15 protein-coding genes and 2 pseudogenes are annotated in these 21821 nt (G+C 58.7%); 9 read left to right on the top strand and 8 right to left on the bottom strand.

Annotation, left to right across the window (positions count from 1 at the left end):
• Positions 1 to 292: 292 nt before the first annotated feature.
• From cax to J2Y48_RS15655, 6 genes and pseudogenes are all read left to right on the top strand, one after another.
• The gene (gene cax, locus J2Y48_RS15680) at positions 293 to 1435 is read left to right on the top strand and encodes a calcium/proton exchanger (RefSeq protein WP_310419806.1); all 1143 of its coding nucleotides are present in this window, start codon (positions 293 to 295) and stop codon (positions 1433 to 1435) included.
• A 36-nt stretch (positions 1436 to 1471) separates the two neighbouring features.
• Positions 1472 to 1615: pseudogene (locus J2Y48_RS15675) on the top strand (SDR family oxidoreductase); the annotation flags it as partial.
• 203 nt (positions 1616 to 1818) lie between these two features.
• On the top strand, positions 1819 to 2373 hold the full coding sequence (locus J2Y48_RS15670) for a YidB family protein (RefSeq protein ID WP_310419804.1): 555 nt from the start codon (positions 1819 to 1821) through the stop codon (positions 2371 to 2373).
• 93 nt (positions 2374 to 2466) lie between these two features.
• A complete protein-coding gene (locus tag J2Y48_RS15665) occupies positions 2467 to 2622 on the top strand; it encodes a hypothetical protein (RefSeq protein WP_310419802.1) in 156 nt (51 codons plus the stop codon).
• Between the two features lie 177 nt (positions 2623 to 2799).
• A complete protein-coding gene (locus J2Y48_RS15660) occupies positions 2800 to 3498 on the top strand; it encodes a hypothetical protein (RefSeq protein WP_310419800.1) in 699 nt (232 codons plus the stop codon).
• 125 nt (positions 3499 to 3623) lie between these two features.
• Positions 3624 to 5039: a hypothetical protein gene (locus J2Y48_RS15655; protein ID WP_310419798.1), complete on the top strand. Its 1416-nt coding sequence runs from the start codon at positions 3624 to 3626 to the stop codon at positions 5037 to 5039.
• A gap of 8 nt (positions 5040 to 5047) precedes the next feature.
• Here the strand turns inward: J2Y48_RS15655 and J2Y48_RS15650 are convergent.
• From J2Y48_RS15650 to J2Y48_RS15620, 7 genes and pseudogenes are all read right to left on the bottom strand, one after another.
• Positions 5048 to 5231 (bottom strand): annotated as a pseudogene (locus J2Y48_RS15650) (integrase); the annotation flags it as partial.
• A gap of 193 nt (positions 5232 to 5424) precedes the next feature.
• Positions 5425 to 7776, bottom strand: a complete 2352-nt coding sequence (locus tag J2Y48_RS15645) for an ethanolamine ammonia-lyase (RefSeq protein ID WP_310419796.1) — start codon at positions 7774 to 7776, stop codon at positions 5425 to 5427.
• A 56-nt stretch (positions 7777 to 7832) separates the two neighbouring features.
• Positions 7833 to 9146: a glucoamylase family protein gene (locus J2Y48_RS15640; protein ID WP_310419794.1), complete on the bottom strand. Its 1314-nt coding sequence runs from the start codon at positions 9144 to 9146 to the stop codon at positions 7833 to 7835.
• Positions 9147 to 9148: 2 nt separating this feature from the next.
• Entirely contained in the window at positions 9149 to 13000 is a 3852-nt protein-coding gene (locus J2Y48_RS15635) for a GH36-type glycosyl hydrolase domain-containing protein (RefSeq protein ID WP_310419792.1), read from the bottom strand.
• An 87-nt stretch (positions 13001 to 13087) separates the two neighbouring features.
• Positions 13088 to 14116 (bottom strand): alcohol dehydrogenase AdhP, encoded by a 1029-nt coding sequence (gene adhP, locus J2Y48_RS15630; RefSeq protein WP_310419790.1) that lies wholly within the window; start codon positions 14114 to 14116, stop codon positions 13088 to 13090.
• A 60-nt stretch (positions 14117 to 14176) separates the two neighbouring features.
• Complete coding sequence (locus J2Y48_RS15625) at positions 14177 to 14848, bottom strand: CBS domain-containing protein (protein WP_310419788.1); 672 nt, start codon at positions 14846 to 14848, stop codon at positions 14177 to 14179.
• 104 nt (positions 14849 to 14952) lie between these two features.
• Positions 14953 to 16641, bottom strand: a complete 1689-nt coding sequence (locus J2Y48_RS15620) for an SbmA/BacA-like family transporter (protein ID WP_310419787.1) — start codon at positions 16639 to 16641, stop codon at positions 14953 to 14955.
• Between the two features lie 453 nt (positions 16642 to 17094).
• Here J2Y48_RS15620 and J2Y48_RS15615 point away from each other — a divergent pair, with 453 nt between their 5' ends.
• The 3 genes from J2Y48_RS15615 (at position 17095) to J2Y48_RS15605 (ending at position 18927) form a co-directional block, all read left to right on the top strand.
• A complete protein-coding gene (locus J2Y48_RS15615) occupies positions 17095 to 17430 on the top strand; it encodes an STAS/SEC14 domain-containing protein (RefSeq protein WP_310419785.1) in 336 nt (111 codons plus the stop codon).
• A 65-nt stretch (positions 17431 to 17495) separates the two neighbouring features.
• Positions 17496 to 18191, top strand: a complete 696-nt coding sequence (locus tag J2Y48_RS15610) for a MarC family protein (RefSeq protein WP_310419783.1) — start codon at positions 17496 to 17498, stop codon at positions 18189 to 18191.
• Between the two features lie 301 nt (positions 18192 to 18492).
• Positions 18493 to 18927 (top strand): SH3 domain-containing protein, encoded by a 435-nt coding sequence (locus J2Y48_RS15605; protein WP_310419781.1) that lies wholly within the window; start codon positions 18493 to 18495, stop codon positions 18925 to 18927.
• 278 nt (positions 18928 to 19205) lie between these two features.
• Here J2Y48_RS15605 and J2Y48_RS15600 read toward each other — a convergent pair whose 3' ends face one another.
• The gene (locus J2Y48_RS15600) at positions 19206 to 21698 is read right to left on the bottom strand and encodes an arylsulfatase (protein WP_310419779.1); all 2493 of its coding nucleotides are present in this window, start codon (positions 21696 to 21698) and stop codon (positions 19206 to 19208) included.
• Positions 21699 to 21821 lie beyond the last annotated feature (123 nt).

Raw genomic sequence — 21821 nt, 5'->3', positions numbered from 1 at the left:
GCTGCTGGTGCTGGGACGGGAACGGCAACTGACCGCGCGCGAACTGGCCGGCAGGGTCAGCGAAATCGTCGACGGCATCGGCACGATCCGCGCCTGCCAGGAACCAAACACAGAAAGCGGACATCAAGTTTCTTCTCGCCAGGGTCTGGGATATGGCCCAAAGCGGCCGCTTGGCTGAGCAGCTATCATTCCGATTCTTGAGCGCGAAAGACACGCTATGGGCGATGTCGCGACAGCAATGAAAAAAACTGGTAGCTTCAGTCTTGGTTCACTCCGTTCTCGGAGCCAGGGCATGGGAAATCTTCAGGAAACGCCTTCGGTGGCACCGTTATCCGCGGGAGGTGCTATCGCGCTCGAAATTCGTCAGGCACCTGTTCTTACGCTTATCGTTTTCGTGCCGGTCGTAATCCTGCTGGAACGAATCTCGCCCGGTGCGCATACGCTGCTCTTCCTCATGTCGGTCGTGGCGATAATTCCCCTGGCCGCACTCCTGAGCCGCGCCACTGAAGCAGTTGCCGCCAGAACTGGAGACGCCGTCGGCGGTCTGCTCAATGCCACTCTCGGCAACCTGACCGAACTCGTGATCGCGCTCGCGGCCCTGCAGGCCGGGCAATACCTTTTGGTCAAGGCGTCGATTGCCGGTGCGATCGTCACCAACACCCTCTTTATGCTGGGTGGCGCATTCCTCTTCGGAGGGCTCAAGTATCACATTCAGGAGTTCAACAGGGTCAATGCCCGCTTCCAGGCCTGTCTGCTGTTTCTTGCGACTATCGCCGTCTTGGTTCCATCGCTGATCAGTGAAGTGGACCAGCCACCTGCTGTTGAGGTCTCCCAGAAGCTGAGCCTCGGATTGGCAGTCCTTCTCATCGTCGTCTACGCGCTGGGCATGTTGTTTTCGCTGCGGACACACCGGGAGCTTTTCGTCAGCGTCAGCCACGCCGAAGAGGATGAACGGTTGTGGCCGCTTACGCCGAGCCTCATCGTGTTGGGGGTCGTCACGCTGCTGGTCGCGCTGGTTAGCGAAATCTTCGTCGGCTCGGTCCAGGTCGCCGCCGAGCATCTTGGGATGACGCCTGCTTTCGTAGGTTTCATCGTCGTCGCCTTGGTGGGCGCGGCCGCAGAAATGACGACCGCTTTTTCGGCCGCTCGCGCAGATCGTCTGGATCTCAGCGTCGGGGTTGCATTGGGAAGTGCAGTTCAGATAGCCCTCTTCGTCGCACCGGTGTTGGTGCTCGCCAGCTATTTCATCGGTCCAGAACCCATGACACTTCAGTTCTGGCGTGGCGCAGTCACAATGATGGTGGTTGCCACGATGGCCGCGGCCCTTCTGACCAATGGTGGTCATGGAACTTGGTATACAGGTGTAATGGCTCTGGCACTTTATGCGATCTTCGCTTTCACTTTATTTGTTTTGCCCCCTGCAAATCCGCTTTGATGCACCTCCCCAGGCTCCGACGAAGAGTTCCGCGCCCACGCGCACCGTGTTGGCAGCCAGGTGGCGTTGGGACGTAGGCCCAAAGAAATTGCGTCTGCCGACCTGTTCCTCGCGAGCGACGCCTCTAGCTATATGCTCGGCTCAGAAATCGTTGTCGATGGCGGAAGATCGGAGCTTTGACCATGCCGATCAATGAAGACCATTCAAAGCGCGCAATTTTTCATGACGACCGGCGACCCAGCAATCTAGGTCACGGTCACAGCACCGGCTGACCGTGCGCCTCGATGCAAGGTCTCGAGATGTTGCGGAGCAATGCAGTTCAGTACGGGTACCTAAAAGATCGTCATGGACGACCCAACTTTAACCGGCAAGGGAGAGGCACAATGGTAAGCAATGCACTGAAGGCCCTTTTGGGGGTACTGGCTGTCGCGGGATACCAGAATCGAGAAAAAATCGGCGAACTGCTGAAGGGTCTCACAACCGCGTCACAGCCAGGACCTGACGGCCAACCGCAAACTGGGGGCGGATTGGGCGATCTCCTCGGTGGGCTGGCGGGGGGCGGCCAAACGGGCACGGGTAGCCTGGGAGGCCTTGGCGGCCTGTTTGGTGGCGCTGCTACCTCAGGAGGCGGTCTGGCCGGCAGCCTTGGCGAGTTGCTCCGACAATTTGAAGAGAAAGGTCATAGCGAAACGGCTAACTCATGGGTTCGGTCCGGCGAGAACAAACCGGTAGACAACCACGAGCTCTCCCAGGTGCTTGGCCCCGAGCTCCTCGACGACCTATCGGCGAGAACAGGGTTGTCGCCCGAAGAAATACTAAGCCGTTTGAGCCGCGACCTTCCTACCGCAGTCGATGATCTCACGCCAAACGGCCAGCTACCCTCTGACGAAGACAACGACTCGAATGCGTCCGGCTCCGTCCCGCCGGTAAAGCCTTAGATCGTTTAGGCCGTTTCACCGTATGGCGGAGTGACACCGGTGGGGCAGCACGCGAAGACTTGGCGAGGCCGAATCCGAAAGTGGCCGGAGGCAATGCCACCAGAGAAACTGGCAGCCAAGGTCGAACAGCTCGAGGAGCGACTGGCCGATGTCGAACAGGCGCACGCAGAAGGCGAGGTTAGCGACGGAGCGGTATCCCTCGAGGAAATTGCCCTTCCGGTCGGGGGTAAAAGCGCAGAGGGCATTTGATAGGGACGAAGATCGTGGCCAACCGCGCCCCACGCTCTGCGTCGATCGGGGCCAGCTTGAGCGTCACTGTCTTGGGTGGTATTTTAGGCGCATACCTCTCGATGTGGTTCGATTGTGCATTCAGCGCCCTGCAGTTGGGGAAGGAGCGAGCGAATGAGCACGACAGCGATCTCCGCAATGAATGCCGTCGAGATCAAGGTTACTATCCGTCCCGATCAGGAACTTCGCGCGGAGCGCGCAATGGAAGTCAATGAGGACACGGCGGATGTACGGCTCGTTTATTTCTACGACACATCCGACCTCAAACTGTTCAAGGCAGGCGTCGTCCTGCGCGCCAGGCTCGTGAAGGGTGACGCTGACGACTCCACAATCAAGTTCCGCCCAGTCGACGCCGCATCCGTTCCGGACGATTGGAAGCGATTAAACGACTTCAAGCTGGAGGCGGATTGGGTCGGCGACCGTGTCGTCTGTTCGGCGTCTCTTACGGCCCCGCAGAAGCGCGACGAAATTGACGAAGTTGCAAAAGGAAAACGCCCGATCGGCAAGCTGTTCTCCGGCGACCAGGAGCGCTTCCTGAGTGAGTTTTGCAAAGATTCGGTGAAGTTTACCGACCTGCACGTCCTTGGGCCTATCCGCGTGCTGCGCTGGAAGCCCAAGCACGAGACCTTCCCTTATGAACTGACCCTTGAAGAGTGGAGGCTCCCCAACGGCGAGGACTTGGTGGAGGTTTCAATCAAGGCACCGCCGGACCGGGCAGACCAGGCGCGGAAGGACTTCGATGCGCATCTGAGGGAACTGGGGCTCGACCCGGAGGGTGCACAGCAGACCAAGACCCGCACTGCCCTGGAGTATTTCGCGGCGCAGGCTGGCGTGTAACCTGACCGGCCGCGTGAGGCGGCCCTGAAGCTGGAAGGACGGACGCCATGGCCACAATCATTCCGCGCTGGGAGTGGCGAACGTTTGGAAACAACTTTGGAACTGCTGAGACGCGCTTCGCGGAAATGACGCCGGGCGCGGTGCAAGAAAGTGAGGAGTTATACCTTCTTGGTGGATCCGGTGCGAACGTAAAGGTGCGCGACGACCTGATGGACATCAAGGTTCTCCGGAAGGTGAACGCTGATGGCCTGGAACGCTGGGAACCGGTCATGAAGGGCCCGTTTCCCCTGCCGGCTGCCGATGCGGCAAAGGTGTTTGAGGCACTTGGCCTGAGCGCGCCCCGATTTACCCGCGACGCCTACACCCTCGATCAGTTTATCAACGAAGTCGCGCTGCCGAGCGGAGCCCTACGCCCTGTCACGGTCCGCAAACGCCGGGTCCGCTACAAGGTCAACGGCTGCACCTCGGAGCTTACCGACGTCCAGGCGGAAGACAAATCCACGCGCACGATCGCGATCGAGGGCGAGGATGCCAGCGCCGTCGTCACGGCAGTCGCCTCGGTCGGTCTTAGCGGATACTTCAACATGAACTATGAGGCCGGCCTGAAGAGGCTCCTCGACGCCGCGCCGGAGCGCTACGCTGTGATCGACGTGGGTACGAACTCGGTGAAGCTGCATATCGGCGAGCGTGACGGGGCCGGAGCGTGGCGCAAGATCGTCGATCGCGCAGAGGTTACCCGCCTGGGAGAAGGACTCGACAAGAACGGGGAGATCATGCCGGAAGCAGCCGAGCGAACCATGAATGCGATAACGGACATGAGTGACGAGGCAAGGCGCAATGGAGTACGGGCCATCGTCGCGGTCGGCACGGCTGGTCTCCGGATTGCGCGCAACAGTGCGGTGGTCCTCGATGCCATCCAGGCCCGCACGGGGATTTCCGTCCAAGTGATTTCGGGCGAGGAGGAGGGGCGTCTGGCCTATCTTGCCGCGAAGGCGGGGCTGAACATGCCGGACAGCGAGCTGGCAGTTTTCGACACCGGGGGTGGCAGCACGCAGTTCACATTTGGCCAGGGCGCGCGCGTGGCCGAGCAGTTCAGCGTCAACGTCGGTGCCGCGCGCTTCACCGAGCGGTTCGGTTTAGCTGGCGTGGTCACCCCCGACGTGCTGCGCGAGGCGCTTGCGGCGATCGCGGCGGACCTGTTCCGGATAGATGGACGTTCACGGCCGGACGCGCTGGTGGCCATGGGCGGTGCTGTCACAAACATCGCAGCGGTCAAGCACGAACTCGAAACGTACGACCCGGACGTCGTCCAGGGTACCGTGCTCGACCGGGCAGAGATCGACCGCCAGATCGAAATCTACCGCGTCCGCGACGCGGCGGAGCGCCGCGCGATCGTCGGTCTGCAGCCAAAACGCGCAGAGGTGATCCTGGCCGGTGCGTGCATCGTCAGGACGGTGATGGAAAAACTGGGACAGAACGCGCTCACGGTCAGTGACCGCGGCCTCCGTCACGGTGTGATGGTCAAAAGGTTCGGTGGGTGATCCCGCGACTCGCAGCCTCGGAGCTTACGGTCGATCGCGAGATCAAACAGCGCGCGATCTCCCATGCGCCTCTCGGAAGAAGCGGATCTCCCAAATCTGGCGCTGCTTCAGGGGCTTTTTGACGCCGACCTTTCGGCCAGCGTTCCAGGCCGGTCGGCCCAGTGCGGTAGGATCGTATTGTGCAATACCCATTTGAGTTCTCCTTCGGCCATCATTGGCCTTGAGGAAAATGCGTGAGCTCAAGAATTCAGGGGCCGGGAGCGGACTGTCCGCTGCTAAGCGGTCATTACGAAAGGCAGACATCCGAGGCGTCGGTGCCGAGTCTGGATTGGCCCAAAGCGGACAAGCTTTTGTTTGACGTGGGGTCGCTTCCCGAGCGATTCCGCTATCCGTAACGACGGCTGCCGTTGACGTTCTTGCCGACAATCTCCCGGATAATCGTCAGCGTCTCCCTGGCGGCTTCTTTTGGCGGCAGGGCCGTGTCGGCGACGTTGCTCACAAGTCTCGTGATATCGTGGTCGATATCTTTCTCGGTCCACCGCTTGCCTTTGGCGACGGTGATGTAAACCGAATAGGCGTGATGCATCGTGCCTGGCCGTTCGCCGATGATGTGGAGGATGCCCCGGAAACTGTTGGGATCTGCATTTTCGAAAAGCACTTCACCGATCCGGTAGCCGGCCCGCACCCGACCGCTGGTGACCATGATGTTCTTGTCGCTCATGGTGACTCCGGCGTCGGCAAGCAGCCTGCGCATCTCCTCGAGGTAGGGTGCTAGATGCCCGTCATCCATGATGGCCTTGGCGTTCAGGCCGTCCGAAATGACGATCTGGCCCTTGGGCATGTCGTCGCCCCAGGATTCTCTTATCCTTTCGATCTCCCGGACAGCTTCCGGGCTGAGTATCTCACCGGTGTTGGGGTGGGCTATATAGTCGTTGCGGTCCTTCGATAGCGTCCGGACAGGCACAACATCCGGCACGGCGGCGATAAACGCCGGCGTGAGCTCCGCCCACAGAGACAGCTTGGCGTCGTCGTAGAGGCCCTTCACCTTGGCGGCGAGCGGTGGATTGAGGTCCCAGATATTCGCCCCATGTCCCGTCGCCAGGTCGACGCCTCGTTCTTCGACCTCTCGCATCTTCTGCCGACCTTCCGCATAGATCTCGTCCTTGGACCGTCCATCCCCCTTGGCCCGACGGTACTGGTAGTACACCCAGAGAGGGTCTCCATAGTTCGCGGTGTAGGAGCCGTTTTCGCCGACAATGCCGATCCTTTTGTAGAAATCCCAAATCGCGTCGTTGACCTTGAAGCCGAACTTGTCCCGCAGCCTGATGTGGTCCTGGAACGAGGTGGTGAGATAGCTCAGCATCGGGTCGTTCTTGGTAGGCAGCGCGATCAGGTAGGCAGGGTTGGCCGGCATGATCTGGTCCTGGCACCAATCCAGGTCGTCGAGGCTGACGGTCATGTGCAGGGTCGTGCAGATATCCAGGCCGATGGTGAGCCCATGGAGCTTGCCCATCACCATATCTTCCAGACAACAGCGCACCAGTTGTTCGCGGCTCTTGAAGACCTCCGGTCCGATGAACCCGGCGACGTCGTTGACGTGCAGCCACGCGCCTTGGGGCTGCACCTTCGCAAGTTCCATCGCTACCGCCCTGCTGAAGCCGTACTTCCGCGATTCGAGGACCATCATGTCGACGCCATTCGCCGCGCCATTGGTGAATTCCGAGCCCTGCCCGGTTTCAAAATAGAGGCCGTATCTTTCCCCCTCCTTCGACCGCGCATATTTCAGGATCTTCTCGTTCGTGATGTCGAAGATCTTGTTGCAGTCGTCTGTCCCGGCAAGGCTCTGGAACATCGTCGAAACGGTTCCCGGAAAGCTTTCGCTCACCTCGCCTTGGACATCGATATGCGCAAGGACGCACCACGGAATGATCTCCTGCAGTTTGAACGTGTCGACGATGTCCTTCAGAGCACGCTCCACCGCGACGACGCTTTCGACCGTGCTGTCCACAGGGTTGGTACCGATGACGATGTCGCCGGTGGCATAGGAGAAAGCGTCGAAGACCTGCCAGACGATGTCATCGGGACTGTCGGTCGGAGAATTCGGCTGGATCCGCGCACCCATGTACCCCTTTGATCCCATCTTGGTGCCAGGCATGACATTGAAGATTTTTTGACTGACGGAGACCAACTCTTCGTTGCTCATCAGCTTAGGGACGAAGCCTATCGTGTCGCTGGTCAGGCCATGCATGATGCCTTTGATATTCTCCTCCGATTCAGCCAGCAGAAATTCCTTCAGCTGGCCCATCGTCCAGTCTTTGACCTTTTCGTACTGGGCCTGGTCTGTGGTTTGCCAGATCAACCGTTGCAGGTCGTCCTCGAACAGTGGGTGCTCGTAGAGATCTCGGATCTTCGTGTTCGCCAGGAGGGCGCGAGCATTCGCACGCGTGGTCTGATCTTCGGCCCCCACTCCAATAGCCTGATCCCCCTCCTTGAACTCGTTCGCGGCCCCGATTACCTGCCGGTAAACCGTTTGATCGAAGCCGCCTTTGACCCTGCCAATATATGTAAAGACGTCCTCACCCTGCTTGACCTCTTCAATTTCTATGGTGCCGCCGCCGACCGCCGCCCTGGCAATATGGCCGTAAACCGCAAGGCCGGCAGTGGTAGCTCCGGCCATGACCAGGAGATCCCTTCTGGAAAGTCCGTTGGCTTGATTGGAGAGCACGCCCTTGGTCATAACCAGTTCCTTTCTGCGGAGGGTCTGGTGCTAAGGTATTGCGTCCGTCACATCGGCTACAGCCATCCACCGTCGAACCCGGCACGTCGCAGTCCCACCACCAGCGGCTCGCAGCGACGCATGATGTTCCACAAGAGGCCGGTTCGGTAATTTTCGATCATCAGGACGACCGGCCCCTGGTCGACGCCGAAGTGATATGGACTCACCCACCAGCCCGTTTCATCACCTTCCACCGGAAACGACCGGTTAAACGACGGCTTGAACCCGTAAAGCCGTCTCATGCCAAGGTGCATACGGGCAAGGTTCCAGATCGTGGGGATTACGATCTCGGGTGCGAAGGGCAGCGAGGCAACGACCACCCATGGTGAAACCGTTCCATCGTCCGGTCCATATGGTGCGCCGCGGGCCATGTAGTCGAAGAAATTTCTCTCGACACCGTCGATGGTTCGCTTGATCCAACCAGGCCCGTCGCTGGCCGTGAACCCCCAGCAGTGCTCGCCATAGCCGGCAAAATTCATCGGATTGCGGATGGCGTATTCCTGTTGAACAAAGGTTGCGTGCCGGCTGTTCTGAAAATAGTCGCTGTTGTGTTCGCGCATGAATTCGTCGCGAATGCCGCGGAAGTCGATCCACATGTGCGAAAGCTGGTGCGTGAACAGCGGCCCCGAGTAGAGCAACTCCCGACCGTAGATGTTCCTCCAATCGTAGCTGTCGGTGTATGCCGCAAAAGACTCAACCGGCAAAGGATGGGTGGGGGAGCCAAGGCCGAGAATATAGAGGAGCATGCCTTCGTCATAGCCGCGCCAACGGTAGGGAATGAAACCGTTTTCCGGCCGCCAGCCATGGGTCAGCGTCAGTCCGTGGTCGCAGGCCCAGTTCCAGTCCGCCCGCTCGTATAGTGCATTCGCCAAGTTGCGAACATCGACTTCGTCCGCGTTGTCTTCATCGAAATAGGCGGCAACCGTCAGTGCCCCCGCAAAGAGAAATGCCGAGTCGATCGTCGAAAGTTCGCACTGCCAAACCCGTCGGCCCGTTTCGATGTCGAGGAAGTGATAGAAGAAGCCCTTGTAGCCGGAGGCGTCAGGTTCCGGCCCCTGAGGACACTCCAGAAGAAACGTCAGCCGTCGACGAGCAATCTTCGACGCGAACTTGCGGATGATGATTCCGCGCTCCACCAGCACCGGGATCGTCGCAAGAGCCATGCCGATGGCGGCGATGCTGGAAGGCGCATCGAATTGCGTCTTGTCACGGACCAGTCCGTTGTCCGGATGGGTGCAATGCAGATAATATAGGAGCGTCGTAAACTGCAGTCGACCGAGATCCTGCTCTGTCGGCATCTCGTTCAGATCGGTCGACAGCAAGAGCTCCATGGCTAGCAGACCACCAGTTGCACTTCATGGCTGCATCCATCGTCCATGAGCGCAACCTTCTCGTCTGCCAGTCGTATGCCGTCCACACTCAACGAACGCTGTCCGGATTGAGGGCCTCTCTTCACTGTGACGCGATAGGTGGCCGCTCCATATCGATAGTCGACTTCATACCCTGGCCAGTCCGTCGGGATACACGGCTCGATGCTCAGTTGATGGCCTCGGCGATGTATCCCGAGGATGGTTTCCAGCCCCACCCGGTAAAGCCAGCCAGCCGATCCTGTGTACCACGTCCAACCTCCACGGCCCGTATGCGGGGGCGCGCCATAAACGTCCGCGCTGACGACATAAGGTTCGACCATGTAGCGCTCAGTGTCGTGTGCGGTCCGGGCGTGGTTGACGGGATTGAGCATGCTCCAGAGTTGAAACGCCCGATCTCCGTCACCGAGCAACGCCGTCGCCAGCACGACCCAGGCAGCAGCATGGGTGTACTGGCCGCCATTCTCCCGAATTCCCGGAACGTAACCCTTGATGTACCCCGGCTCTAGCGCGCCCTTGTCGAAGGGGGGATTGAACAACCGGATAAGCTTGTCATCAGGACGAACGAGGCGGTCCCACACAGCCTGCATTGCCCTGTGTGAACGCTCGGCATCTGCAACGCCGGAGATGATTGCCCAGGCTTGGGGAATGGCATCGATCTGGCATTCATCGTTCATCGAGGAGCCAAGCGGCGTGCCATCGTCGAAATAGGCGCGGCGATACCATGATCCATCCCAGGCATGCGTCTCCAGCGAATTCCGCAAGGCTTCGGCGCGGTCGCGACACCATGCAGCCCGACGTTCATCGCCTGTTGCCGAAGCGATCGTCGCGAAGGAGTTGAGCACGGTGAGGAAAAACCATCCGTTCCAGACGCTCTCGCCCTTCCCCTCCGCGCCGACCCTGTTCATGCCGTCGTTCCAATCGCCGGTTCCCATGAGGGGAAGCCCATGACTTCCAAGCTGGAAACCGCGCTCCAGCGCGCGACAGCAGTGATCATAGACGGTTCCACTCTCCTCGCTGACCTGGGGAGCGCCAAAGCTCTCCTCCTGATCGTCGTTCAGCACTGGCGATGTGACGAACGGAACCCTCACGCTTAGAAGGCCGTCGTCTCCTGTAACCGATACGTAGTGATGGACGATGTACGGCAGAAAATAGAGATCGTCTGTCATGCGGGTCCGCACGCCGATGCCAGACGGAGGATGCCACCAATGCTGGACGTCTCCTTCCGTGAACTGGCGCGCAGCCGCGCGAAGGATGTGGCTGCGTGCCTCCTCGGGGGCGGAATGTACCAGGGCTGCCACGTCCTGGAGCTGGTCGCGGAAGCCATATGCGCCGCCAGACTGATAGAACCCAGTCCGCGCCCAGACGCGGCAAGCCAATACCTGATAGAGCAACCATCGGTTCATCATCACGTCAAAGGCAGTATCGGGCGTTCGAACCGTGATCGCACTCAGCAGGCGGTCCCAATGGGCGGACGCGACCGCGAGAGAGCGTTGCGCGCTAGATGGCTCAGCATATTCGCGGGTGAGCCTGCGAACCTCGTCGAGACTTCCGGTTTGGCCGAGCACGAACACCAACTCGACGGTTTGGCGAGGAGGAACTGTAGTTTCGACCATAAGCGCAGCGCAGGGGTCACCGTGCGTGTCGACGCTCCCGCTAAAATCGGAGGCGCGGAGACCCATAGGCTGAGCGGTGGAGCCGTTTCTGCCAAGGAACTCCCTCCGATCACAGGTGATCGATCGCGTTGGAGCACTGGACGCCACGAACGCGAGCTTTCCGACGAAGTCGCCTTCCCAGGCGTTCCGCGCGATGATTGCCCCGCTCTCGACATCGCGTTCACACACGACGCGCCCGGATGCCTCCTCGCGTAGAGTGCCGAGAACCCATTCAACGAAATAGGTGGCGGCAATGGTGCGTGCTTCTGTTCCATCGTTGCGGATCGCAAGGCGCAAGATTTTGACCGGCTCCGAGATGGGAACGTGGACCGTCATCTCATGATGCAGCCCCCCGCCAGCGGCCTCGTAACGGGTGTACCCCTGCCCATGGGTTACCTTGCCCGTCAGATGTCGACCGAGCGGCAAAGGTGTCGGCGTCCAAAGCTCGCCGGTTCGCTCGTCGCGCAAGTAGATAACTTCGCCTGGTGAATTGGAAACCGGATCGTTCGACCAGGGCGATAGCCTGTTGAGCTGGCTGTTGCCGGCCCAAGTGTAGCCAAGCCCGCTTTCGCTCGTCAGACAACCGAATTCGTGGTTTGCGATGACATTGCACCACGGTGTCGGTGTTTCGGCTCCGCAGTCCATGGACATCGCATATTCACGTCCATCCCCGGAGAAGCCTCCGCGACCATTCCAAAACAGCAAGTCGGATCGCTCGAGCGGTTGCTGGTCCGCTTTCGGAAAGGGTCTTTGGGCAGGCGTCACTGCTCGATGCGGGGCAGCAGGTTTGGGCTCAATCTGATCGGCAAGCGATCCGCCGCTACAGGACAGGACGACACGGGCGGCGGTAGAAATCGCATCGATCGAGCTGGTCGAAAGAGCGGCCTTTGAGAGGACGTGAATGCCTCCAGGTTTGCCAAGCTTTTCGTCCTGCCGGCCTGCCTCCACCGCGCTGCCGTCGCTTGCGCCATGCTCGTCGAGCAGAACAAGATCAAAGGGAAGACCGCGGTTGGAAATGAACTCATGGGCATCGATGACCTCCTCGACCACAGACGTTTTGTCCGTCTTGTCGATGTGCAGGAGCAAAATGGGGAGGTCTCCGGAAATCCCCGCCGACCAAATAGCGTCCCTGCTCAGCCGCCTCTCGCCGGCAATACGGGTGTTTGGGGCCCCAGGTTGTGCAAATGCTAGCTGTCCTGCGAGGTGATTGAAGATCGCCACATTGCTCGCTGATATCTTTGTCAAAGCTCGTTCGTTCGCATAAGCTGCCATGGCATCTGAAAGAGCCTGGTCAACTGCCGCGACGTCTGCAAATCGCTTTGCAACAGCTTGAACCTCGTCTTCGGTGTCGGCCGCGCCTGTCACGAACGCGATCCACTCCGCGGCCTTCGGCTTCAATGAAACCGTTCTGCGCAGACTGAAAATCGGATCGAGCACGGGGCCCGTCGTCGCTGACAGATGTGTTTCAGGTTCGAGCGCGCGCGGGTTTGAGGGGGTACGCCCCCGACCAAGGAATCTGTAGCGGTCCGTGTCGTACTCGACGGGGTGACCGCCGTTGTCGCTGGACGCGGAGACATGTACGGCCCAGATGGGCTTTTCGGCTGCACTTCGCGGGCGTCGTCTTGCAAACAGTGCCGTGGAGGCAGGATCAAACCAAGTCTCGATGAAGAGCTTGGCGAACGCCGGATGCGCACTGTCGGCGCGTCGGCCATTCAGGCAGACTTCCGAGTAGCTCGTAAACTCAAGTTCCCTGGTCGTCGTTCCGCCGTTTGACAGACGAATGAGACGGATCTCTGCATCGCAGTCCGTTGCCACGAAAACGATCCACGAGATGTCGATATCACCGACCAAGCAGCGAAACTCGGCGCGATCGTCGTGGAAGCTTCGCTCGTAGGCGGCGTCCGCCCAACTGATTGGCTGCCGACCAATAGACCAGACCGCGTTGCTCTCCAGGTCACGGACGTAGCAGAACTGCCCCCAGCAATCCCGCGTGGCATCCTCCCTCCAACGTGTCACGTCGAGACCGCGCCAGGACCCGTATCCCGAACCAGCCTCTGTGATTAGGACGCTGTAGCGCCCATTCGAAAGCAATGCGATTTCGGGAGATGCGCCCAGACTAGGAACGACATCGCTTCCCGCGATTTTGTCAATTGATCGGACCATCATTAGATCCCTCAATCGATGCGGACAGGGCCCTTGGGTAGTCCTCGCTGGTCCGCACCCTTCACATCGTCTTGCCAGCCCGCAAAGCTACTGCAGTCTCATCACGATGCGACCGTCGATCTGCCCCGCTTCCATGCGACGGAAGATGTCGTTGATGCTTTCGAGGCTTTCCCAGGAGAAATGAGGCGTGACCTTGCCTTCCGCAGCAAACTGCAGCGATTCCTCCAGGTCCTGGCGGGTACCGACGATCGATCCACGCACCGTTATGCGTTTCAGGACTGTTTCGAACACAGGCAGGGAAATCATTCCAGGAGGAAGGCCGACAAGCGCCATGGTCCCTCGTGATCGCAGGAAGCCGAACGCCTGTTCCATTGCCGCCGGAGAAACGGCGGTTACGAGCACCCCATGAACGCCGCCGTTCGTCGCTTTATGTACCTGCGCGACGGCATCGTCCGCTTTGCCGTTGACTGTGACATCGGCTCCCAATTGCTTTGCCAGAGCCAGCTTCTCATCGAAGATATCGGCGGCGACGACGTTCATGCCCATCGCCTTCGCGTACTGAACGGCCATATGCCCCAGACCGCCGACGCCCGAGATCGCGACCCATTCGCCGGGGCGGACTTCGGTTTCTTTTAGGCCCTTGTAAACGGTAACGCCTGCGCAAAGAACGGGAGCTGCGGGTCCAAACTCCAGGTCATCGGGAAGACGGCCAACGAAGTCCGGATCGGCCAGACCATACTCGGCGAACGTGCCATTGACTGAATACCCGGTGTTGGATTGCGATGCGCACAAGGTTTCCCAGCCTGTCCGGCAATAGGGGCAGTAGCCGCACGCACTGTGGAGCCAGGGCACACCCACCCTGTCGCCCTCCTTCACTCGTTTGACGCCCGCGCCGACGGCCGAGACATATCCGACACCTTCATGTCCGGGCACGAAAGGTGGACGCGGTTTCACGGGCCAATCACCATTTGCCGCGTGGAGGTCGGTGTGGCACACGCCGGTCGCCTCATATTTGACGAGGATCTGGTCCGGCCTCGGAGCAGGAACCGCTATTTCCTCGATGGCGAGCGGCATACGGAACTGTCGAACGACGGCGGCTTTCATCGTCTGTGCCATTGCTATCCTCCTCCCTCGGCCTGACAACGCGGACCCGCTCCACGGACAGTCTGCAGGTAATTATTCCGGATACGGATCTGGGAAATGCTCGACGACGCCTCTGACACCGCGGACGTTCTCGGCCAGGATGCGTGCGGCGTGGCGGAGATCGGTAGACTCTACGCAACCCCACAGATGCACAATCCCATCGGTAACCGCTGCCGTGACGTCCAAGCCCTCAAGACCGGTATTTTCACCGAGGCGCGTAAAGATGCTTCGTTCAATTGCTTGATCGTCCGTCAGTGTCTCGTCCTGCTCGGCTGCCAGAATTGCCTGCAGCAGATCTGCGCGACTGACGATGCCGATCAGTTCCTCGTTCCGGATCACTGGAACACGCTTGATGCCGTGCTCCTGCATAAGCCTTGAAACGCGGACGACCGAGGCGTCCTCATCAACGGTGACAGGATCCGTCGTCATGGCGTCGCCGACTTTCCACGAACACCGCCTCACAAAGGCTTTTGCCCGTTCATCAGGTGGAAGGTCCAGCTCTGCTGGCGACGCAACCATTGTGCTGCAAAGTTCCGTCCGTCGGATCAGGTCACCCTCGCTGAGAACCCCCAACAGGTGCCCTTCGTCATCAACGACCGGCAGGCCGCTGACATGGTTGTCGAGCATGAGCTTGGCCGCCTGTCTGACGCTGTTGTCAGGTGAAACTCGGATGACCTTCGTCGTCATCACATCTCTGGCGCGCATAACATCTAACTCCGGTAATGGCCTCGATACCGTCATTAGCAAAGTGCCAAATTAAACCTGCCGAAGCGGTTCGACAACAGCTCTTCAAAGCGTCAGCGTTGCCATCATGCGCGTGTTCGTTGGTCGATCCACTTCCAGCTTCCGTCAGCATGACACTCGATCAAGACATCGTACGCAGTTCGCGGAGCGTCCGCTTCGGCGAAATTGATGCACGCGATCTTTCGCTCGGCGAACTGTCCGAGGATATCGCGCAGAAGTTCATGTCCGAAGATAACATCGGCGTTTTCTAGAAGCACATAGGGCGGAGCCGCGATGAGCACCCCGGCAATTGCCACAATCTGTTGTTCGCGCGGCGACAGAAGCGTTGACCAATCTTGCTCCTTGTCGAGATCTTCAGCTTTCAGAGTGGGTGCCAATCCGAGCCTTTTGAGCAAAGCAAGGATCTGGTGATCCGAAACTTCACCCGATTGGGTCGTTGGCACCAAAATTTGCCGCAGGGTTCCAGGAGGCAGGCAGGTGCGTTGAGCCACAATGCGCAATTGATCGCGTACAGGGCGAGTGATGCGTCCCTCTCCCGAAGTGCCAGTGCCAGCCGTGGTGCGAAACAATGCCGTGGCCACAGCATCGTCGTCTCCCACTACGATGACACGAGTGTCAGCCGGGATGGCCATCGAAAGTTCCTTCAGCAGCATACCGCCGGAGAGGGACCTGAGGGTGAGGCGATCATAGGCAAGGTTTCCATTGGCCTCGACGACGTCAAGCTCTGTTTGCGCTGGCTCACGCGCTTCTTCGATCGCTTCAAGCAGAGAGCTGATGCGCGCCACAACGGTCGCGAAATTGGAAATCGACTTGAATTGCCTGACAACGAATGAGAACGCGCCAACAAGCATCGCGAACGCGGCGGCCGATTGCGTAATAACGCCGAATTCCATGTCTCCACGGATAAATGCCGGAGCAATGATGACGACCGGAATGATCTGGATCATCCAATTGTAGGCGGTAGTGAAGTATCCGACGTTACGGTTGACGACAATTATGCGTTTGAAGTTCGCGGCAAGTTCATCGAAACGCCGCAGCAGGAAATTCGCGTGTCGTTCCTCTCCTCCCGCGAGCATGATCGGTTCTGCGTTCTCGCGCACGCGGATCAAGCTGGACCGAAATGCAGCCTCACTGTCGAGTTGATCATAGTTCAGGCTGATCAGAGGGCGGCCCAGCACGATCGTCATGTAAGATCCAAAGGCAGCGTAAACCACAGCCGCCAAGAACAACATCGGGCTGATGATCCAGAGGACGCCAGAAAACGTCAGGATTGTCAGGATGCTGTTGAGAAGCATCAGCACGAAAGACAGGGTGGTGATCGTGAATGAACTAATATCCTCGGCGATCCGTTGGTCAGGATGCGAGAGCTTGCCTCGAACCGCGACCCGGTAAAATGTTCCCCCACCCATATAAAGGCCGATCGCGCGACGCGTGAGGAATTCCCGCCAGAGCAGGGCGAGCCGCTCTTCGGCAAACCTGGCAATTACCGAGACGATGGTCGATGCTGCAAACGCACCGGTATACAGTATCGCTTGGCGAATGAATTCGGCCGTCTGCTTTTCGGCGATGGCGGTCATGAAATGACGGCCGACGAAGCTGTTGACGACGTTCAACACGCTGATGCCTCCGAAGAGAGCGACGAGAGCGAAAAGAAGAAACCTGGCCCTTCCGCCCACCTCCGATGTCATGAAGATCTCGACCGCTCGGACAAATCTGGCTGCGGTCAGTCTTAGGGGAATTTGCTGCTGGCTCATGCTCGCCCCCCTCCTTCGTACCTCACAGCCAGTATAGCCCTCGGACCTAGCAAAGGGAGGCCGATGCTGACCAACTGCCTGCAGTTCCAGGACGCGTTGAAAGCTCGGAGGCTGCGAGGTAGAATATCACTCGCAATTTTGCCGTGGCAATTTCCCGCTTTGCGTAGCTTGGCTCCCAAATATGACCACGGCAGGAGCGCCCCATTGCCGATTATCTGGCAGTTTTAGAATGAATTTTTCGACGCCCGCCGCGTTGTTTCGTGCCGCGTGGTTTGCGCCGTGTTTTGCGAATCTAGGGAGGTTACTTTCGATGCTCCGGATCTGATTGGATGCTTGGGCAGACTTCAGTCGCACGGAAGTGGAGGTCGCAGTAAGAGGGCTCACATCCCCGTTTGGCATTCTAAATCGTTTTCAGGCACAGCGGCTGGCAGTTAGGACAAAAGGGAGATGCCTGTGACTGTCATTGAGCACGCGTGTCTCGAACGGACCGACTTGGAGAGGATCGCGACCGAGCTTGGCCTTGCCGTACGCTCACACGGAAAGCTCAACGGCCTTATGATCACTATTGAGACCTTCCCCGGATGGAAAGGCTTCGAGGCCTTGGCTGCTCATCTGAAATTTGCCTCTAATCACCATCGACTGATCGAGCGGATCGCAATTGTTATCAGCAATAGGCTTCTTAGGATCATTCCCGCCGCCGCCCGCTATTTCGTGCACCCTGAGATTCGGTCGTTCGATTTCCAGCAACGAGCACAGGTTCTTTCGTGGTTGGAGACTGGTCGACTATGACTTGTCAGCGGCTGAAAGGTGCCGACGCAGATCGGTGCTGGCGTTACGCCGGTCGGCGGAGATTGGTGTCCGCTCTGATTGTTGTTTGGGTCGCAGGTATTCCCTTACAATCCTTTGCGCAATCGCCGCTCGGAGCGAATATGCCAGAAGTGGAGTTCGGTGCACGCAAAATATTTCTTATGCTCTTCCTGATGCTTGGCCCGATCAAGATACTGGTACCCTTCAAGGTTCTTGCAGGCAGCTACGAGCCTATATTGCGGCGACGAATTGCCACCAGGGCGATCCTGTTCTCGGCGGCAGCGTTGGCAATCGCCGGTTTTCTCGGACGCGCCATGCTCGAAAATTTAGAAATCTCGTTGCCGGTGCTGGCGATGACCGGCGGGATCATCTTGTTCATGGTGGCCCTGCGAACCGTCCTGCAGCCGACCGCTGATCTCCCGGTCCGATCAACGGAAGCAGATCCAGCGGATCTAAGACTGGCGCTCACACCCCTGGCATTTCCAACGATCGTGACACCCTATGGCATAGCCGCTGTCATCGTCTTCGCTACCTTGGCGGGCGATCGCCAGACAGAAGGGCTCACCGTAACGTCCATCGTACTACTGATCTTGGCGTTGGACTGGGTAGCAATGATTTTTGCTGAGACCATCCTTCGATGGATCGGAACTTCACTACAGGTCCTGGCTGTGGTGCTCGGCGTTACCCAAGCTGCTCTGGGGCTGCAGGTCATTCTGCATAGTCTAAGCATGATCGCCTGGTAGCAACCACCCACCGACGCATGTATCACCACAGCCTTACGGCATAACCCGGTAGTCGCTATTGCCATGGGCACTCGCCAGACAGAAGGGTTCGCCGTACCTGCCATCGTATTGCTAGTCGTGGGTTAATGGTCTTCGTTGGCACTTCCGCCCCAACTGGGTACGCAGCAACTACTCTGGAACCGGGCCTGTCTGGATGTGGAAACGAAGGTAATCCAATCATTGACGCATTCCATTGCACGGCGCACAACTATTCAGGACGGCGCTGTTGAGATGTGATTGAACCGCCCGTAGGAAAGTAATCATGCGAAAAATCCTCGCCTATGTAACGATTGCTTCTTTCTTTTCGTCATCGGCCTTCGCAGATCCCGCAATCCTCACCGCTAATGTTAACTTCAGGGTAGGCCCAGGCACTGGATTTGATGCAATGCGCGTCATTCCTCAGGGCGAGGAAGTTGATATCAAGGAGTGCGACACCACAGCCGCCTGGTGCGCAGTAAGCCACTCAGGAACAAACGGTTTCGTCGCTGGCAAATATCTCAACCAGTCGGATGCCAACGCGCCAGCCTGGCCACGGGTCTTTGATACCGACACAGGTGCAACGATCACTCTTTACCAGCCGCAGATCACGGATTGGAAGGATTTCAGCCAGCTCGACGCTCTCGTCGCGACCGAACTGAAGGCATCGGCTGATGCGAAGCCAATTTATGGCGTCGTCCTTTCGGCAATGTGCACCTGATGATGATCAACGTCCACATATTTACAAGTCCGATGTCCGCTACTGGCGCACTGCGGGCATGGACGGGCACCGAGCGGACCGGCAGCTTTTGGAAATTCGCCGACGCTTTCCGAATGACGGAAATGCGGGCGCAAAGCAGACGAGAGACGACGACCGCTGGTGGCCCACAGCGGTCACTACGAATTGCCAGAACCTGCACGCGCGATAGCGGTCAGACTCTTCGGTGCAGTAAATGACGCGCGATGGACCACAAGCGGTCACCCACCGCTCGGAGCGATCTATTGTGCTTTGTTTTTGGTCTCCTGCGCCTTTTGCTGGAGGAGCTTTTCCTCCGCAGCATTCAACAGGACGAGCTTGACCGTCAGCTTATCGATGTTGCCGGTGAAGCGGAATGGCGGCTGGTAGTCGTTGTCGTCCACGCCCGTCCGGGTGTCCGCACCGACATCGAAGGTCTCGTAGATCGTCTCGACGAACGGAATGGTGTGCGGGATCGTCCTACTGGCGACTTCCTTGCCATCCACTGACAGGATGCCGGTGCCGCCTTTGCCGAAACCAGGACCGTCGTACTTGAAGTCAAACATGACGGTGTGCTTGCCCGGCGCAAGCGCCGCTGGTGCTTCCCATCGGAAGCGCTCCACGTCAAAGAAGTTGTACACAAAGACTGGCTTGCCCTTGAGCAAGTAGAGACCGTGGCCACCGCCGCGGCCCCCGAGTGTATTGATCATGCCCTCTGCATCGCCCTGCGGAATTTCGACCTCGGCGGTGATGGAGTAAGACTTGCCGGCAATATCGGGGGCGCTGCTGTAAGGAAGACCGGACGATTCACCTGAGTAGGTGAAGACGGTCCGACCCGCGGTTGCGCTCGGTCGCGACGTGGCTGCACGAGCGGTAAAGCTGTTATCCAGCGGGAACACGTTGTATTTCGCCGCCTCGACCATAAAGAGTTCCTTCATGTCGCGCAGCCTGTCCGGCATCTTGGCGGCGAGGTCGTTGTTCTGCGAATAATCCTCGGCCAGATTGTAAAGCTCCCAGGTGTAACCGTTGACGACATTGGGAAACTTGCCGAGGCCCAAATCCCAGGGCGGCGAAGGCGGTGTAGTGGCTGCGAGCCAACCGTCGTGGTAGATCGCACGGTTGCCGACCATCTCGAAATATTGCGTGCTGCGGCTCGATGGAGCGTTCGCGTTGGCCTTGTCAAAGGTATAGGCCAAACTGACGCCTTCGATCGGCTTCTGAGCAACGCCGTTGACCATCACCGGTGCCTGAATGCCGGTGGCTTCCAGGATCGTCGGCACGATGTCGATCATGTGATGAAACTGCGTGCGGATGCCGCCGACGTCGTTGATATGGCCGGGCCATGAAATGGCCATGCCTTGACGGGTACCGCCGAAGTGCGACGCGACCTGCTTGGTCCATTTGAATGGTGTATCAAAGGCCCAGGTCCAGCCCACCGCCATATGCGGCGTGGTCTGGTCCGAACCCCAAACGTCATAGAACTTCAACTGCTCTGCGACTGGAATGTCGACACCTTGGATCGCGGCCATTTCGTTCGGGGTGCCAAGGATCGAGCCTTCGGCGCTGTTGCCGTTGTCGCCGCTGATATAGATGATGAGTGTGTTGTCGAGCTTGCCCTCGTTTTCGACTTCCTGAATGACCCTGCCGATTTCATGGTCGGTGTAGGCAGTGTAGGCTGCAAAAACGTCCGCCTGACGAATGAAAAGCTTCTTCTCGTCGGGGCTGAGCGTGTCCCATTTCTGAAGCTTCGCTCCGCCGTATTCGGGCTGGCCGTCCGGCCACGGTGTGAGTTGGGTATTCGCCGGAATTACACCTAGCCGCTTCTGGTTGGCGAAGATTGTCTCGCGCAGCTTTTCCCAGCCTTGATCGAACAAGTGCATGGCGCTGATCTTCTTGATCCACTCTGGCGTGGGCTGGTGCGGAGCGTGCGAACCGCCGGGCACGTAATAGATGAAGAACGGCTTGTCTGGCGCGGCATTGTGCAACCCCCTCATGTAGTTGATCGCATCGTCCGCCATATCGGTGATCAGGTTGTAACCGGGGTGTCCTACCCACGGAAAGATTTGTGTCTGGTCGCGGAAGAGAAACGGCGTCCACTGGTCAGTTTCGCCGCCCATAAAGCCATAGAAGTGATCGAATCCCATCCCGCTTGGCCATTGGTCAAAAGGACCTGCCGAACTCAGTTGATAGCTGGGAGTGTTGTGGTTCTTGCCGATCCACGCCGTCGCGTAGCCGTTCTCCCTCAGGATCGTGCCAATGGTGGCGCTCTCCGGCCCGATGACGGAGTCGTACCCTGGATATCCGGTTGACATTTCGGTGATCACGCCGAAGCCGACCGAGTGATGATTGCGACCGGTGATCAGCGCTGCTCGCGAAGGTGAACAAAGAGCCGTTGAGTGGAACTGCGTGTAACGCAGTCCGGCTTGCGCGATGCGATCCATTGCAGGAGTAGGGATGACGCCGCCGAAGGTACCCGAAACTCCATAGCCCTGATCGTCCGTCATGATCAGGAGCACGTTGGGCACCCCCTTGGGCGGCACCACTTGTGCGGGCCAATACGGTTTCGAATCTTTGGAATCCAAAGTGATCGTTCCGCCAAACGGCTGGGGCGGAGGCGGAAGATACTTACCGTCTATTGTCGTCGTGGCACTGGGTGAACCCGGCGTGCCAGTGGTCTGTTGGGCGAAAGTCGGACTGGCGGTGAGGACCAGAACGGCGACGGACAGTATCAATCTCCGAGTGGCAATGGAGTTCATGGCCAAGCTCCGCGGTTAGAACCAGTCTTCACGGAAATTCAGCAGTCTTGGTAAGACATCGGCCTTGATGAACTTGGAAAGTTACTCCCTGGTTGGATTCGAGTCGATGCGATTTCGGCAGGG

The sequence above is a fragment of the Mycoplana sp. BE70 genome (assembly GCF_031455855.1).
Classification (GTDB): domain Bacteria; phylum Pseudomonadota; class Alphaproteobacteria; order Rhizobiales; family Rhizobiaceae; genus Mycoplana.
The sequence above is the reverse complement of the archived record's forward strand: the minus strand, read 5'-3'. Positions and strand labels throughout refer to the sequence as shown.

What these genes read in the sequence shown, in the direction of transcription:
- cax (WP_310419806.1), top strand. Translation starts at nt 293, where the DNA reads ATGGGAAATCTTCAGGAAACGCCTTCGGTGGCACCGTTATCCGCGGGA.
- J2Y48_RS15670 (WP_310419804.1), top strand. Translation starts at nt 1,819, where the DNA reads ATGGTAAGCAATGCACTGAAGGCCCTTTTGGGGGTACTGGCTGTCGCG.
- J2Y48_RS15665 (WP_310419802.1), top strand. Translation starts at nt 2,467, where the DNA reads ATGCCACCAGAGAAACTGGCAGCCAAGGTCGAACAGCTCGAGGAGCGA.
- J2Y48_RS15660 (WP_310419800.1), top strand. Translation starts at nt 2,800, where the DNA reads ATGAATGCCGTCGAGATCAAGGTTACTATCCGTCCCGATCAGGAACTT.
- J2Y48_RS15655 (WP_310419798.1), top strand. Translation starts at nt 3,624, where the DNA reads ATGACGCCGGGCGCGGTGCAAGAAAGTGAGGAGTTATACCTTCTTGGT.
- J2Y48_RS15645 (WP_310419796.1), bottom strand. Translation starts at nt 7,776, where the DNA reads ATGACCAAGGGCGTGCTCTCCAATCAAGCCAACGGACTTTCCAGAAGG.
- J2Y48_RS15640 (WP_310419794.1), bottom strand. Translation starts at nt 9,146, where the DNA reads ATGGAGCTCTTGCTGTCGACCGATCTGAACGAGATGCCGACAGAGCAG.
- J2Y48_RS15635 (WP_310419792.1), bottom strand. Translation starts at nt 13,000, where the DNA reads ATGGTCCGATCAATTGACAAAATCGCGGGAAGCGATGTCGTTCCTAGT.
- adhP (WP_310419790.1), bottom strand. Translation starts at nt 14,116, where the DNA reads ATGGCACAGACGATGAAAGCCGCCGTCGTTCGACAGTTCCGTATGCCG.
- J2Y48_RS15625 (WP_310419788.1), bottom strand. Translation starts at nt 14,848, where the DNA reads ATGCGCGCCAGAGATGTGATGACGACGAAGGTCATCCGAGTTTCACCT.
- J2Y48_RS15620 (WP_310419787.1), bottom strand. Translation starts at nt 16,641, where the DNA reads ATGAGCCAGCAGCAAATTCCCCTAAGACTGACCGCAGCCAGATTTGTC.
- J2Y48_RS15605 (WP_310419781.1), top strand. Translation starts at nt 18,493, where the DNA reads ATGCGAAAAATCCTCGCCTATGTAACGATTGCTTCTTTCTTTTCGTCA.
- J2Y48_RS15600 (WP_310419779.1), bottom strand. Translation starts at nt 21,698, where the DNA reads ATGAACTCCATTGCCACTCGGAGATTGATACTGTCCGTCGCCGTTCTG.